Source organism: Microcoleus sp. PH2017_34_RAT_O_A, assembly GCF_020737885.1.
Taxonomy (GTDB): domain Bacteria; phylum Cyanobacteriota; class Cyanobacteriia; order Cyanobacteriales; family Microcoleaceae; genus Microcoleus.
On record NZ_JAEQDD010000100.1, the window covers coordinates 55029 to 70129 of the forward strand.

General features: G+C 43.2%; 19 protein-coding genes. 13 read left to right on the forward strand and 6 right to left on the reverse strand.

All coding sequences use genetic code 11. The features are described from left to right. Positions 1–46 precede the first annotated feature (46 nt). Complete coding sequence (locus JGK11_RS26805) at positions 47–811, reverse strand: DUF429 domain-containing protein (protein WP_293198434.1); 765 nt, start codon at positions 809–811, stop codon at positions 47–49. 261 nt (positions 812–1072) lie between these two features. Between JGK11_RS26805 and JGK11_RS26810 the strand changes: the two genes are divergently transcribed. Further along, the gene (locus JGK11_RS26810) at positions 1073–1660 is read left to right on the forward strand and encodes a Uma2 family endonuclease (RefSeq protein WP_293182098.1); all 588 of its coding nucleotides are present in this window, start codon (positions 1073–1075) and stop codon (positions 1658–1660) included. 76 nt (positions 1661–1736) lie between these two features. Here JGK11_RS26810 and JGK11_RS26815 read toward each other — a convergent pair whose 3' ends face one another. Then, positions 1737–1916, reverse strand: a complete 180-nt coding sequence (locus JGK11_RS26815; protein ID WP_293182100.1) for a hypothetical protein — start codon at positions 1914–1916, stop codon at positions 1737–1739. A gap of 254 nt (positions 1917–2170) precedes the next feature. Beyond that, positions 2171–2356, reverse strand: a complete 186-nt coding sequence (locus tag JGK11_RS26820; protein WP_293182102.1) for a hypothetical protein — start codon at positions 2354–2356, stop codon at positions 2171–2173. A 325-nt stretch (positions 2357–2681) separates the two neighbouring features. Between JGK11_RS26820 and JGK11_RS26825 the strand changes: the two genes are divergently transcribed. From JGK11_RS26825 to JGK11_RS26835, 3 genes are read left to right on the forward strand one after another with little or no spacing between them, the layout of a single operon-like run. Next, the gene (locus tag JGK11_RS26825) at positions 2682–2915 is read left to right on the forward strand and encodes a hypothetical protein (protein ID WP_293193146.1); all 234 of its coding nucleotides are present in this window, start codon (positions 2682–2684) and stop codon (positions 2913–2915) included. A 23-nt stretch (positions 2916–2938) separates the two neighbouring features. Continuing rightward, on the forward strand, positions 2939–3355 hold the full coding sequence (locus JGK11_RS26830) for a XisH family protein (RefSeq protein WP_293182106.1): 417 nt from the start codon (positions 2939–2941) through the stop codon (positions 3353–3355). After that, positions 3343–3681, forward strand: a complete 339-nt coding sequence (locus JGK11_RS26835; protein ID WP_293193148.1) for a XisI protein — start codon at positions 3343–3345, stop codon at positions 3679–3681. Before JGK11_RS26830 ends, JGK11_RS26835 begins: the two co-directional genes overlap by 13 nt. A gap of 255 nt (positions 3682–3936) precedes the next feature. On the opposite strand, the gene JGK11_RS26840 is transcribed toward JGK11_RS26835, so the two are convergent. Together JGK11_RS26840 and JGK11_RS26845 are read right to left on the reverse strand one after the other, a co-directional pair. Beyond that, the gene (locus tag JGK11_RS26840; RefSeq protein ID WP_293213551.1) at positions 3937–4350 is read right to left on the reverse strand and encodes a hypothetical protein; all 414 of its coding nucleotides are present in this window, start codon (positions 4348–4350) and stop codon (positions 3937–3939) included. A gap of 87 nt (positions 4351–4437) precedes the next feature. After that, on the reverse strand, positions 4438–4953 hold the full coding sequence (locus tag JGK11_RS26845; protein ID WP_293198437.1) for a hypothetical protein: 516 nt from the start codon (positions 4951–4953) through the stop codon (positions 4438–4440). 166 nt (positions 4954–5119) lie between these two features. Here JGK11_RS26845 and JGK11_RS26850 point away from each other — a divergent pair, with 166 nt between their 5' ends. From JGK11_RS26850 to JGK11_RS26875, 6 genes are all read left to right on the forward strand, one after another. Then, positions 5120–5686, forward strand: coding sequence for a hypothetical protein (locus JGK11_RS26850; protein ID WP_293213553.1), 567 nt, complete (start codon positions 5120–5122; stop codon positions 5684–5686). Between the two features lie 176 nt (positions 5687–5862). Further along, positions 5863–6225: a CHAT domain-containing protein gene (locus JGK11_RS26855; protein ID WP_293182116.1), complete on the forward strand. Its 363-nt coding sequence runs from the start codon at positions 5863–5865 to the stop codon at positions 6223–6225. A gap of 673 nt (positions 6226–6898) precedes the next feature. Further along, complete coding sequence (gene dnaK, locus JGK11_RS26860; protein WP_293198439.1) at positions 6899–8797, forward strand: molecular chaperone DnaK; 1899 nt, start codon at positions 6899–6901, stop codon at positions 8795–8797. Positions 8798–9113: 316 nt separating this feature from the next. Then, complete coding sequence (locus JGK11_RS26865) at positions 9114–9629, forward strand: DUF4112 domain-containing protein (protein WP_293213555.1); 516 nt, start codon at positions 9114–9116, stop codon at positions 9627–9629. 202 nt (positions 9630–9831) lie between these two features. Next, positions 9832–10029: a hypothetical protein gene (locus JGK11_RS26870; protein WP_293213557.1), complete on the forward strand. Its 198-nt coding sequence runs from the start codon at positions 9832–9834 to the stop codon at positions 10027–10029. A gap of 26 nt (positions 10030–10055) precedes the next feature. Continuing rightward, positions 10056–10325 (forward strand): hypothetical protein, encoded by a 270-nt coding sequence (locus JGK11_RS26875; RefSeq protein WP_293213559.1) that lies wholly within the window; start codon positions 10056–10058, stop codon positions 10323–10325. Between the two features lie 189 nt (positions 10326–10514). On the opposite strand, the gene JGK11_RS26880 is transcribed toward JGK11_RS26875, so the two are convergent. Next, on the reverse strand, positions 10515–10700 hold the full coding sequence (locus tag JGK11_RS26880; protein WP_293213561.1) for a hypothetical protein: 186 nt from the start codon (positions 10698–10700) through the stop codon (positions 10515–10517). Between the two features lie 191 nt (positions 10701–10891). On the opposite strand from JGK11_RS26880, the gene JGK11_RS26885 reads away from it, so the two are divergent. Genes JGK11_RS26885 through JGK11_RS26895 form a run of 3 tightly spaced genes read left to right on the forward strand, consistent with a single transcriptional unit; the run spans position 10892 to position 14920 of the window. Continuing rightward, positions 10892–12358 (forward strand): helix-turn-helix transcriptional regulator, encoded by a 1467-nt coding sequence (locus tag JGK11_RS26885; RefSeq protein ID WP_293213563.1) that lies wholly within the window; start codon positions 10892–10894, stop codon positions 12356–12358. Beyond that, positions 12355–13617, forward strand: coding sequence for a tetratricopeptide repeat protein (locus JGK11_RS26890; protein WP_293213565.1), 1263 nt, complete (start codon positions 12355–12357; stop codon positions 13615–13617). The genes JGK11_RS26885 and JGK11_RS26890 overlap by 4 nt, the downstream gene beginning before the upstream one ends. After that, positions 13607–14920, forward strand: coding sequence for a tetratricopeptide repeat protein (locus tag JGK11_RS26895; protein WP_293213568.1), 1314 nt, complete (start codon positions 13607–13609; stop codon positions 14918–14920). The genes JGK11_RS26890 and JGK11_RS26895 overlap by 11 nt, the downstream gene beginning before the upstream one ends. Positions 14921–15101 lie beyond the last annotated feature (181 nt).

A 15101-nucleotide genomic window follows, 5' to 3' on the forward strand; every position in this document is an offset into this window, starting at 1 on the left:
ACTATAAGAAAAAATGCTTTTTACAAAAATGAGATGCTCCCTATTCTTATTGAAGTTGGGGAATGACTATGTAGCCGGTTGCGCGATCGCCCAATACGAGATTCCGCTCGATTCCCCAGTACCACCAGTGAGCGCCTATGTAAGCGCACAGCAAGGCATCTAGCTTGTCTTCCAAGGCTTTAAGGGTAGCGATACTGGTGGGGATATCGCTCACAGGCAAGATGCCTATGCCACAGTTCACAGGCAAGATGTCTGTGCCACAAGACAGATTGAGACTTGGTTCAAGGCTCGGTAAAATATCGATAATATACTGGCAGAGTTTCATCAATTCTAATTGACGCTCTGCCAGTTTTCCTTTTTTGTATTTGATGATTCTATCTAATTTAAATAAGTTGATTGTGGCTGGATGGGGAAAGACTTCTATTTGATATCTGCCTAGTTTCTTAGCTTCAATAGTTGGTGAGTGGACAAATCCTCGGGCTTCTAAACAAAGGCCAAATTCGACTGTTTTTTGGGCGAAGGGGCGAGAAAGATTGGCGGGATAGCAGCCTGCGTGGTAGCGCCCGAAGTGTTTGTGGGTGAGTTTGTCAGCGTCGCGCATTCCCGTTGGATTGGTGATGATTGTGGGAGCGTCTACGGCGATGATGGCTGGTTCGGTTGGGGAGATTTGGCGATCGATCCAGGTGAGGATGTCGTTGAGGGATTGTTGGCGATCGCACTCGATGAATTGCAATCGATTGTTTTCCCAATTCAAACAGCACAAACCGCTTGCTCCTGAACTCCAACCTAAGTCTATGCCGATAAATTTCATACTTGTTTAAATTAGTCCTGGACGCGCGCTGAGATTAGAAACCCGGTTTCCTCGTATATTTCTCGTTCCTGTCCGCAAAATCTCGTAGAAACCGGGTTTCTTACCCCCATGTGTCAGCCGTGATAATTATACATAAAAATCTAGCTGCGGATTAGGATACGGCAGTGCCGCTTTCCTACAGATGCTTGTGTGCGAGAGATAATTGCACCATCAAAAATATGATACAATGATAGATATAAAATTGGATAGGAGAAATATAGTATGTTGGCAGAAACAGAAAAACGCTACTATACTCCAGAGGAATATTTAGCTTTAGACGAAGCTGCGGAATACAAAAGCGAATATCTAGATGGAGAAATATTACCGATGACTGGTGGAACAGCTAATCACAATAAAATTGCGCTGAATTTTTGCCGCATATTTCCCTTGACTGTAAGCGGGCAAAATTACGAGATTTTTATCAATGATATGCGGTTGTGGATACCGCGTTATCGTCTGTACACTTATCCAGATGTGATGGTGATTCAGGGTGAACCGGTTTATCAGGGAACTAACACCACGACTGTGACAAATCCCTTGCTAATTGTTGAGGTTTTGTCGAAATCTACTAAAGATTATGACAGAGGGGAGAAGTTTCTTTATTATCGATCGATTCCTGAACTTCGGGAATATATTTTAATTGACCAATACAAATATCATGTCGAACAATTGACTAAGACTGCTGATGATAAATGGCTATTTACTGAGTATGAGTCAGAAGATTCTGTATTAGCAATGGACTCGGTTGAGTTCCAAATTAGCTTGACGGATATTTACGATCGCATAAATTTTGAAGTCGCAGCAGAATAGACTTGTTGCACAATCGTTTTGCAGCAAGGACTTCAGCCATCGATCTGCTGAATTCGGGCGATCGCACAAACTGCACTTAATTTTTCTCCGGCTTTTCATCGGATGGCGGGGGCTGTTTTTGTTTTTGACGTTCTCTCACAGCTTGTTCTAAAAGGAATGCTGATAAGCCGCTGATTGAGCGCCGTTCTTCATCTGCCCACTCTTGGAGTAGGTCGTAAATTCCTTCTGCTATTGAGGTTGATACACGTTTAGCCATTAGAAATTCAGTATTTTTTTATTGGCGTTGCTTAATCAGGGTATGAAAAAAATAAGTTAAAAATCCCCAAGCTTTGTCGATACTGGTTTCTATGACTGGCATATTTAGCCTTTCATACCGTTAGACGATTCTGTCGAATATGCAGCATTATGCTGCTTTTGCACAGCACTATGCGCCCGATCGCGCATGAATCAGCAATAAAAAACTTCAGTCCTCAGTTTGTTTGAGAGAGCGATCGATCGCCCAAACTCAACTTAACTCTTCTCCTGCTTCTCATCCGATGGCGGGGGCTGTTGTTTCATTTCCTTTTGACGTTCTCTGGCTGCTTGCTCCAAAATGAATGCTGACAAGCTGCTGACTGAACGGCGTTCTTGACTTGCCCACTCTTCAAGGATGTCATAGATTCCATCGGCTAAATAGGTCGCTAAGCGTTTGGTCATAAGATATTCACTATTTTTTAGTTTAAACCGATCGCAATTGTGCTGTATCTAGACCACTTTGTCGAATATAGCTCATTTAAAGCATTTATATGTGCTATATCCATGCTATAATCTCAACAAGTCAAAAGCCAGCGTCATCCCTAGGAAAGTTCGTCGCTGGCTTATGGCCCCTAATAAACAAGGAGGCAATCTCTATGGTACGACCTGAAAGCGACGAGAGTGAATATACTCGCGGCTATCAACAAGCTTTGGATGACTTTAGCGTGACGCAACTGCTGTCGCGCATCCGCAGCTACTAGGATGAGGATTTCGAGGCCGATCGCGCGTGTATGACTCAGCCAGAGCTCGAAAGCTTGGCGGTGTTTCTGATTCTGCGCGTCGGGGCGAATTTGAACGGAAGTGCGTAGGCGCAAGCCGGGGCGTAGCCATCGCCCGTTATCTCAACTCTCTCAGAAAAGCCAATTCTCCGACAATTGCCGATCGTCCCGCGATCGAACTCAACTTAAATTCGCGAGGGAAAACACCGGAAGAGTCAAAGGAGGGCGATCGGCTATCATAATACCTAGATACTGTAAAAAAACGATGGCTGCCAAAGACCGATTTCATGATGCTGTTAAACAAGCTCTCTTGAAGGAGCAGTGGGTAATTACGGCAGATCCGCTGATCCTCAAGATAGATAAGGTGAAGTTTGAGATTGATTTAGCAGCAGAAAAAGTCTTTGCCGCTGAAAAGGCTGGACAAAAGATTGCTGTTGAAATCAAAAGTTTTTTGAATCCATCAGCGGTGACAGACTTTCATTCAGCGTTAGGACAGTTTTTGAACTACCGCTTAGGATTGCAAATGAACGAACCAGACAGAACTCTATATCTGGCAATTCCTCTCGATATATTTGAATCCTTTTTTCAAGAACGATTCACTCAGGAAGCTGTCAGACAGTATCAAGTGAAGTTAATCGTCTACGAACCAGTGCAGGAGGTAATCATCGAATGGAAAGAATAGAGGAGTACCGCCAATTTATCCGCCAGTTACTAACCACTCATGCCACAGTCGATCCCAATTCAGATTTGGATGTTGAATGTCAGTTGGTGTTCGATACAGAACAAGATCATTACCAAATTTTAGACGTTGGCTGGGAGGGATACAAGCGGATTTATAACTGTTTCATTCACTTAGATATCAAGGATGGTAAAATCTGGATTCAACGCAATATGACAGAAGCCGATTTAGGACAAGAATTAGTTGAGATGGGAGTACCCAAAGAGGATATTATTTTAGGGTTGCATCCACCGTACAAGCGTCCATATACTGGCTATGGAGTTGCTTAGAAAATGCGTAAGGTTCCCCAGAAAAACCTGTTGAAATCGCAATACGGTTTACTTAATGCTTTTTTGTCATTGCGAACGTCCGCGTGAAGCAATCGCAGCGTCTATTTTTCACCTCGTTTTTCCAACGGACTGTCTTAAGTTAACCGTATTGGTTGAAATCGAAATAATCAATGTCTGACACACTCTAAAAGTTAATTTAACTGTCTAACCATTAGCATCGAGACTATTTTGGCATCCAATCAACCAGCCCCCAATTTATTTAGATGGTTTAGAAGGTTCGGGACTTACAATTAACAATTGATCCCCCGATTGACTTTGTTGAACAGCCATCACTGGCGGACGAGCTTGAGGGTCTTTTTGCTGTTCTGTTGTTAAAGCCGGAAACAGATAAATCCAGTTTCCTCTCTCCAAAAGTAACCGCCAAATTCTCGGTTCTTTGGGATTATTGATATCAGTATAATCTCTTTTGCTCAAATCTGCAAATAGACCTGCATCGCCGATCGCCTTAAATCCTTTGGGGGCTAATCGGAGTGTTGGATCGTCGAGTTTTCTGCCTAAAGCAATGTTGTCTTGCTTAGCGATTAAAGCAACGGCGGGTAAAGATGAATTTTCCCCCGCATCGCCTCGGGCATCGGCAATACCTTGGTAGCGAGCAGACCAAAACAACATTACTAATACCAAACTAACGATAATAATTTCGTTAACCAGCGATCGTACCAATTTAATCGAGTTAAATCGATTGATATTAAATTGCTGTCAAGACATCAGTGGGTGATAAAACCACGAAATTCTTGTTACACGAGCCGACGAAGAAAACCTTATAATTGTCCAATTGACTATAGCAGAAATTTTTCTATTTACAATATCAAATACCCACAAAGTGTGGTAAATTGCTAGAGCTGTTAGCAGAAGTGCGAGTAAACTTTTGAGTATCGTCCAGGGGTCAGCTAAAAAAACCTGAATCGGTACTATGAAAAACGATTCTACTGGTAAATCAAGGGTCATTACCTCTAGCTGAAAGTAGTAAAAATAAGACCAGCGATAAATCCAGCCTGTGAAAAACAAAGCTGTACCAAGCAAGCCAACAATACTGGCAAAGTTACCTAAAATATTCGGTTCTGGAGTCAGCGGGGAAGTCGGTTGGGGAGTAGGTTGAGGAGTCGGTTGGGGATTCGGCTGGGGATTCGGGGGATTCGGGGGAGTAGGTTGGGGAGTAGGTTGAGGAGTAGGTTGAGGAGTAGGTTGAGGAGTAGGTTGGGGAGAAGCGGTCACACAATCACCTTCACAAAATGGCGTTGCTTAATCAGGGTATGAAAAAAATAAGTTAAAAATCCCCAAGCTTTGTCGATACTGGTTTCTATGACTGGCATATTTAGCCTTTCATACCGTTAACGGTAGCGGAGTTAACGCTTACCATTGAAGGGGGTTTAGGGAGATTATGAAACGCAACACACTTTCATTTCTAGTTGTAGGATTTTTTACAGTAATAGCGGGTATAGCAGCACAAGTCAATGCCGCCAGCCAACCACAGAATTTGCTATCCATACAAGCACAAGCTAACGTTAGCCAGGCCGTACCAGTAACTTTACGGACGCAAGCGCAAATTGTGATGAAAGGAGGTGAAAAAAGAGATGGTCGAGTTGTAAAAATTGATCAGAAAGGGCAAAAATTATGGATACAGGCATCCGGGGAACAGCGATCTCTCCCCTTGAACCAAATTGAGAAAATCATGTTTCCCCAAAGTACGCCCCCGCCTAGGAGTAATCGGGGGCCTCGTTATCGGCATGGGATTTTGCCTCAAGCCAAAGCCATATGGAATGGCATTCCCATGAGTGCTTTTGAGATGAAAGATGCTATTAAAGGTCAAGCTGTGGTGAAATTGAGTTCGCCTGTCGTTGATCGGGCGCAATTGCAGTACATACGAAAAAACAAGCGATTTTTCGTTGATGAAATGCGATTTAATGTGCAGAAAAAGACTATGACAATTGTAGTGACTCCTTATTGAGTCCGTCGGGGGTCAGAAACCGGGTTTTTTACGAAAATATTTCGTTGTAGCCCGCAGATTCGATAAAAACCCGGTTTCTTTCGGTAGGAGTGCGTCCAGTTTTAGCTTGGGCTGAGGAACGAAACCCAACTTGTTCGATTTAGAGAGTTGGGTTTCGCGAAGCTCAAAATTTGGGCATGGACGAAAATACACTGCTGTTTGCTGACAGCCAATTCAATATTCGCGATGCCGCCTTATTAGGATTGCAAAACACCAGACTCCTCACCTTAAGCGCGTGTCAAACTGCTATGCAAGCAAATTCTAACGGTGAAGAAATATCGGGAGTTGCCTATGTATTTGAGCGTGCGGGTGCACGAGCTGTGATGGCGAGTTTGTGGAGTGTTGATGATGCAGCTACTAAAGATTTGATGGTTCAGTTTTATCAAAATATTAATAAGGGGATGAGTAAAAATGATGCTTTGCGGCAAGCTAAGTTGAGTCAGATTAGTCGCCATCCGTTTTATTGGTCGCCGTTTATTTTAATTGGTGATGCGCGGTAGTTGAAATTCGGCGATGGTTGAAATTGGGTTGAAACCTGGCGGTTGAAACCCGGCGGTTGGAAACCGCGTCTACACAAACAAAACCCGCCTTCGGGGGTTGAAGAGTAGACAGTTAAAATTACATGATCTTCAGTCCGCTTGGCATGGACATCGCATAAAATCTTATATAGCCTTTCTCAAAAAGATGGATGATGTATAACTGACAGCTTACATAACCCTTAAACTAAGAGGGCTAAAGCCCAACAACGTACCTCATCTTTCTGATAACCGTTATATTTGGCATCCAAAAGATGCGATCGCACAACGAATCGCCCAAACCGGCCCAACTAAATTTATACGCGCAAGACGGCAAATACAACACAACGTATACGGTTTGCCACAATGCCCGAATCGATCGCACGCCCTACATTAGGAAGAGTAAAGAAAAGCAGTCCAAAGCTGTAGCAGTACAAGCCTCACCGATGCAACCGTCCCCCAACAGGTTCGGTAAATACACCTTCATCGCAAGGTCTAACCGCCCGCAGTATAGAGATAAGCACCCTATCGAAGACTGTTGTATTAAAGCAGAGCTGACTACCCGTAAACCGCGAAGTAGAATCGCAGTTCTGAATAACCAGACTATCACACAGATAGAAAACCAAAATTTTGTAGAGATTGGAGCCGGAACACCCCTATGGGAAAAGTAGTTGGAATTGACTTAGGTACGACAAACTCCTGCGTCGCAGTTATGGAAGGCGGCAAACCCACCGTCATAGCCAACGCCGAAGGGGGTCGCACCACACCTTCCGTAGTAGCATATGCTAAAAATGGCGATCAACTCGTCGGACAAATCGCCAAGCGTCAAGCCGTGATGAACGCCGAAAACACCTTTTACTCAGTAAAACGGTTTATCGGGCGTCGGGTTGACGAAGTAACCCACGAAACCACAGAAGTTTCCTACAAAGTCCTGAAAGTCGGCAACAGCCTCAAACTCGACTGTCCCGCCCGCGGCAAGCAATTTGCTCCCGAAGAAATTTCCGCGCAAGTGTTGCGTAAACTCGTAGAAGATGCCAGCAAATACCTCGGCGAAACTGTTACCCAAGCGGTAATTACAGTACCCGCTTACTTCAACGATTCCCAGCGCCAAGCTACTAAAGACGCGGGAAAAATTGCCGGTATTGAAGTTCTGCGGATTATTAACGAACCTACAGCAGCCGCTTTAGCCTACGGATTAGATAAAAAGAGCAACGAAACCATCCTCGTATTTGACTTGGGCGGCGGTACTTTCGACGTATCAATTCTCGAAGTCGGCGACGGCGTATTTGAAGTGCTAGCAACTTCTGGAGACACTCACCTCGGTGGTGACGACTTCGACAAAAAAATTGTTGATTTCATCGCCGGAGAATTCCAAAGAGCCGAAGGAATTGACCTCCGCAAAGATAAACAAGCACTGCAACGCCTGACGGAAGCAGCCGAAAAAGCCAAGATTGAACTTTCGAGCGTTACCCAAGCAGAAATCAACTTGCCGTTTATTACCGCAACTCAAGACGGCCCAAAACACTTGGACACCACCTTGACGCGGGCCAAGTTTGAAGAACTTTGTTCAGATTTGATCGATCGCTCTCGCATTCCCGTAGAAAACGCGATTCGCGATGCCAAATTAGACAAATCTGCAATTAATGAAGTTGTCTTAGTTGGTGGTTCTACACGCATTCCAGCCGTGCAAGAACTGGTCAAAAAAATCCTCGGCAAAGACCCGAACCAAACGGTAAACCCGGATGAAGTGGTAGCAGTCGGTGCAGCAATTCAAGCAGGCGTGCTCGCAGGCGAAGTCAAAGACATCCTGTTGCTCGACGTTACCCCGCTGTCTCTCGGCGTCGAAACCTTGGGCGGCGTGATGACCAAAATCATTCCCCGCAACACCACTATTCCTACCAAGAAGTCGGAAACTTTCTCGACTGCTGTAGATGGCCAAACAAACGTGGAAATTCACGTTTTGCAAGGCGAACGGGAAATGGCAAACGATAACAAAGATTTGGGAACTTTCCGTTTAGATGGAGTTCCCCCAGCTCCCCGTGGCGTACCTCAAATTGAAGTTACATTTGATATCGATGCTAACGGTATTTTGAATGTAGCTGCTAAGGATAAAGGTACTGGTAAGGAACAATCTATCAGCATTACCGGTGCTTCTACTTTGCCTAGCAATGAAGTCGATCGCATGGTTCGGGAAGCCGAATCGAATGCGGCTGCTGACAAAGAACGTCGCGAACGGATCGATCGCAAAAACCAAGCCGATTCTCAAGCCTACCAAATCGAGAAGCAGTTGGCAGAATTGGGCGATAAAGTTCCTGCTGATGACAAAACCAAGATTGAAGGCTTGCTAAAAGACTTGCGGGCTGCGATCGAAAGTGAAGATGACGATCGTATCAAAACCTTAACAACAGAGTTGCAGCAAGCATTCTACGCAGTCAGCAGCAACCTTTACCAGCAAGCAGGCGGCCCCACTGACGGCCCTGGTGGCCCTGGAGACGGCGGCCCGACTGGCGGCGGCGACGACGTGATTGACGCCGACTTCACCGAAGGCAACAAATAGTAGGCTAATACCAATTTTTTATGAGGCTGCATAGAATTCGATCCCCCCTAGCCCCCCTTAATAAGGGGGGGACAAGATTATTCTCAAAGTCCCCCTTCTTAAGGGGGATTTAGGGGGATCGAGAACTGTGCAACGACCCGTTAAATCGGTATAAACTAAAAGCCCGCAGTTAGAAGTAGGAAACCCGGTTTTGAAGAGAAGCCGGGTTTCTCTGTATGATTAAAGTTAACACCTTCATGATTCCGCGATTGAAATCGCTTCTACAAAAACGAAGTCCGCCTCCGCGGACTAAGAAATAAAGTCAGGAGTAATCTAAATGTCTCGTTCTCCTATACAAAATTCATCCGCAAACACTCCCAACAAATCTCAGGCTGCATCCTTGCGCCGACTCCGCCGCATCAGTCATTTACTAGACAATGCAATTCCGATTCCCGGCACAAAATACCGCATCGGACTCGATCCAATATTAGGATTGATACCGGGTGGCGGCGATTTAGTTGGTTCAATTTTTGCAGGTTATGTTGTTTTCAAATCCGCTCAAATGGGAGTGCCACAAGAGACTTTAGTAAAGATGGCGGCTAACATCGTATTTGATACAGTTGCTGGCACTGTACCAGTTGCCGGAGACTTGTTAGATGTTGCTTGGAAAGCTAATATCAAAAATATCGAATTGCTGGATGCTCATTTAGGTTCGCCTGAACCGGCTGGAAAAAAAGCTGATTGGTTGTTTGTGGTGGCTTTGCTGTTGGGTTTGATGTTAATTGTCGGAGGCATTATTTTCTTAAGCGTTATGCTTTTCGGGTGGTTATTCCGAGTATTTACTGGACGTTAATATTAGATTTTAGGGTAAAAATCAGAGATTTGCGATCGCCAGCAACAACTTACTGACTCCCTTCCTTCCTAATTCTTCCTTCGCGCCCTTTGCGTCTTCGCGGTTCAATAATATCCTGCGTCTCAATCAAAAATCCAAAATCTAAAATCTCAAAATTGGTTGACGGCGGCCCCCATCTGCCGCTACGCTGTGAAGTAAGAGGTTGCGAAAGCTTGTAGAAGAGGCAACCTGCGTCGCCCAAAAATCTAGTTGCACTGTCCAAAGCTGCGCTAACAGCCAAGGACAGCATAACCGCCAAACTGGTACTAGCAGTCTGGAGGCTCGGAGTATCTTAACATTCTCTGTAGCCGCCCTGCTGTGTGTTGAAATGCGGGGCGGCTGGATTTTTGGGTTTTTCTAGAAAACCCAAAGTCAGGAGAACATAATATGTCACAAGAATTCGTGCCCGACGAAAACGAATCTGATTGTCAAAATTCGGATCCAACAGCCATATCCGAACAGGATATTGTGGTGGTAACGGTTGTGGGTTCGCCCCAGGGTGTCAGAGAAACGATTCTCACTTTGTACCGATTGGGATTTGCCCAAGTTGGCGATTGGAGTCCCGTACAGCGCGCGGCAAATGCTGGCCAGGTGATGAGTGTGCTGATTCGTCGGAAGCGGGCTGACGGTACGCCGCCGAGAAAATCTGGGCGGTAAGTTGCAAGGTTAACTCCTTTTTAGGGCTTACGCATCGGGCCTAGAAACCGGGTTTTTTCGAGAAGACGCGTTGTGATTCGCAGATTTGGTAAAAAACCCGGTTTCTTTAGTCCCAGCGCGTCAGTTATATCTGAAAGTCGCATCCTCATTAAGTAGGAGATGCGACTTTGCTTTCCCAGATGATGGGTACTACTTCTTAGAACCTGACTTGAGTACATGAATTAGTAGGGCAATTGAGCGGATCAAGATTGCGATCGCTAAGAGGGTTTCAGGAACACTGCCTGTATAAGATTGTGATGGCAGATTTGGTTCGATATGAGTTGGTACAGAAATGATTGGTTCGCTAGTGTAAGTCGTGGGTTGTGTTTGAGACATGAAGTTATTTGTCCTGTAAAACTCTACACTCCAATAATCTAAAAAGTCTGAGTGAGGTCGAATCTGAGCGATATCTGACTTGATAACTGAGTTCGTAACTGAGTTGCGAGGTAATTACTTTGTCCACATATCCGGAATTACCAGTCCCAACTGTGTAATTTTAGATATAAGTACATCTTGTGGGATGAGCCATGCCAAGATCAGTCAAAATTCACCCAGACCGCAAGCAGCAAGTTATATCAGCTATTGAACGCAATGGGTTTCTGACTCAGGGAGACTTAGCCGCAAATCTAGGAATAGTCTTATCCACCGTCAGCAACTTTATCAACAGCAAATCGGTATCTATATCGACATTTGAACGGATTTGCGAAAAATTGAACTTAGATAAACGAGAAATTCTTAAACCAATTAACTCAGATAGCGATACTTCGCCGGAAGATTCTACTTCTCCACAAGGTTTTTATGCCTATGATGATGCTTGGGTAGGTCGAGAAAAGCTTGTAGCCGAACTAAGTCAGAAGCTTCGCGGGTCATGTCGGCTATTGCTCATCCTGGGACTCACGGGAATTGGTAAAACTGCTCTGGCGGAAAGATTAGCAGTGCAATTGCAAGACTGGTTCTCTGGAGATTGGAAGAACAAGTTGCGACGAGCGAATTTTGACTATGAGGACAAAGCCACAGACTTTGCCAGTGTTGCTGCTAGATGGCTGGAAGAGTGGGGAGAGAGACTATCAGCAGAGGATAAAAAACCAGAAAAATTGTTACAGAGATTAGTCAAACACCTACGTGAAAATCAGGTGTTGGTGTTGATTGATTCTCTAGAAAAACTGTTAACGGGAAATGAAGATGAAGGTTGGGGTGATTTTGCTGATGAGTGGTGGGAAAAATTCTTTTTGAGCTTATTGTCAGCAGAATCTTGCCAAAGTCGGTTAATCATCACTTCACAGGACTTACCAGTTAAGTTGGTAGATTCTCGTTACAAAAATTTCTGGCATCGGGAAGTCTTGTATGGATTAAATGAATCTGAACAGGAAGCATTGTTCGAGACAACTGGATTAGAGGTCAACCAGGATTCACCTGATAAACCCCTCTTGTTACGAATTGGGAAAGCCTACAAGGGTCATCCTCTAGTTTTGCGAGTAATTATTGGGGAAATCTGTGAATCTTTCGATGCGAATGTCCAAGCTTATTGGAATGATATCAACAGTAAAATAGAGGAGGTAGAAACAGCTATTTATGAGGCAGAGCAAGGAAAAATATTAGGAGAACAAGATGAATGGAAGTTGCACAAGCTAACTTTGAAAGTGCAAAGAGAAGTCAACAAACAACGTTTGGAAGTTACATTTGATCGATTAGAAAAGCAGGTGAAGGATGCTTACATCTTAATTTGTGCGGCTTCCGTGTATCGCGCTCCAGTACAAGCAGAAGGATGGCTGATGCAATTGGTCAATTTGGTGAAGCGTATAGAGAATAAGCAGTGTAACGAGGAGCGTCAAGAGAGGGCATTAAAGGAATTGTGCGATCGCTTCCTCGCTGAGGGATCAGTTAACCACAATAATAAGCCCGTTTTGGGACAACACAATTTAGTTCGCAGTGTGGCGCTGGCTAACTATCAAAAGTTATTAACAAGTCTAAAAAATCAATCAAAATCAGCATGATCACTAACGAATTAAAACCTGGTCAATTGCTATTTGCGAAACTGGAAATCGATTTGGATGAAGTTCCGATTGAGAAACTTGCTGCTTATACGGCAGTGAAATATTACCTCACAGTCGAGGATGAGCCGCCAGACGATGTAACTAATTTAGAACAGGTGAAGCGCTATCTGCAATCTTTCGATCATCTTTGTGAAATGGAAGCTTGGGAAGCCGCTAGTGAGATACTTTTGAGTTATACTCATACTACTACTAATCAAGAATTACGTATTCAACTAAGAATTTGGCGCTACTATCGTGAACTAGCCAGCTTATATAACAGAATTTTAGGTAAGCTAAATTCCAGATGGGACGCTATTTGTTTGAACGGTTTGGGTCTCGTTTATTATGGTCTTGGAGAGTACACACATGCGATTGAGTTTTATCAGCAATGTTTGGCTATCGCACGAGCGACTGGCGATCAACATAGAGAAGGTAGGGCATTAGGAAATTTAGGGCTTACCTTCTATGCTATGGGACAATATCATCAAGCAATTAAGTATACTCATCAGTATTTACAAAAGTCACGGACGATTGGTGATTCTCAGGGAGAAGGAAATGCGCTTGGCAATTTGGGCATTATTTACAAAGCACTAGGAAAATATCACCGAGCAATTAATTATGCTCAACAGCATTTGGATATCGCACGAAAAATTGGTGATCGACTCGGGGAAGGGAATGCACTGGGTAATCTAGGTACTGCCCACTATCCTTTAGGAAAATATCACCAAGCAATTGACTATGCTCAGCAGCATTTGGATATCGCACGGGCAATTGGTGACAGGCTGGGTGAAGGGAATGAATTAGCAAATATGGGTCTTGCATACCATGCTATAGGAGAGTACACTCATGCAATTGCTCTGTATCAGCAGCGGTTGACCATCACACAGGTAATTGGGGATCGGCAAGGAGAAGGTGAGACACTGTGTAGGTTAGGAGCGACATTAATAAGACTGGATCTGTATTCAGAAGCTTTGAAAGCTTTGCATACATCATTAGAAATCTGTAACACAACTGGTAATCGTTCTATTCAAGCTGAAGTTCAAAAAATTTTGGCAGAAGCTTATCAAATATTAGGCCCTCGCACTCTGGCTATTGAGTATTGTAATCGCGCCTTATCTATCGCCGCAGAATTAGGCATTCCGCTAGTCAAAGAGTGTCAGGAGTTGAAGGAAAAATTGCTCAGTCAGAAAGCGTATAGAGGAAACACAAATGACAACTAATTCACAAACTCCCGCCCAATCAGTTTTTGCCAGCCTAAAAATAGATTTGGATGAAGTTCCAATTGAGGAACTTGCTGACTACACAGCAGTAGAATACTATCTCATGATTGAAGACGAGCCACCATCTGATACAACTAATTTAGAGAAGGTGCGACGCTACTTAGATTCCTTGTATCATGTTTGTAAAGTGAGAGAATGGAACCTACTCAAGGCAATTTTTTCTATACCTATATGCATAAGCCAAGAAGAAAAAAATTTAGCGTTGTCTTTGGATGAATATTTAATATGGCAAGCACTTACTAATAGCCTACTAGAAATCATTCAAAATGCAATCTTTTGTTTTCAAGGAAACATTGACGATCTCAATTATATATTAATGTTAAAAGCTAGAGCATTATCTGGAAATAATAGAGCGGCAGCTCATAATATTTTTTCACAAATCATTGGAGGCTCACCAGAGAATTCAGAAAATCATATAGAAGCTAATGCTCGTCTAGGAATATCTCTAATTTATTCTGCTGGTTATCAAGAAGGTATAGTATCTTCTCAAAAATCATTGACAATGATTGAAAACTTCATTAATTATAATTCTGAACTTAATATTCAAGTAAAAATGCTGGAATTAAAAACAGAATTACTTGAGACTATAGCTCTTTATGAAATGAGCCATAGTAAATTTAAACAGGCGATTGAGTTATATACAGAAGTTTTGAATCTGAGAAGACAAAATAAGATTATGCATAAAGTTATTAGCCCATTAGTCTATCTTGGCATTCTACATCGAAGAATGGGTGAATATAATCGCGCCATATCTTATTTAACCGAGGCTAAACCGTTAGCAGAAAAATTTCAAGATGATAACGCCCTAGCTTGGATACCGCATCATCTAGCCTGGGTTTTTCTTAATCAAGGGAAACCTCTTTTAGCAGAAGAGCAATCCAATATATCTCTTGAAGGATATAAGAAAATGGAGTCTCAGAGTGGACAGGGCGGTATGGCTGATGTTTATGAACAACTAGGTTTTATTCATCTTGCGAAAGATGAAATTGATGAGGCATATGAAAAATTCGAGATGGCACTTAAGATCAGAATAGCTATTGAAAACCGTCATGGTGTTGCGAGTTGTATGATGGGATTAGCACTTGCTTCATGGCATAAAAGGCAGTATTTAAAGTTTATAAAATTTTCATTACAAGGATTTAATAGATATTATAAAATTGGGGTATTAAATCGGGTAAGAATCTTCAGGATGGTTAAGTTAGCCTATATTTGGACTGTAGGTAAACTAAATTGGACTATGTAAATATCAATATCAATACATAATTAGACATCACCCTAGCCAAAAAATGTCAGGAATTAAAGGAACAATTACTCAGCTAACTAACATAACTGTAGTTTAGACTAAAAAATGATTGCAGCCAAAAGTAGCCGCCTTTGAATATCCGGCAAGCTGTTACTCAAAAACTCAAGAGGGAGAAGATTAA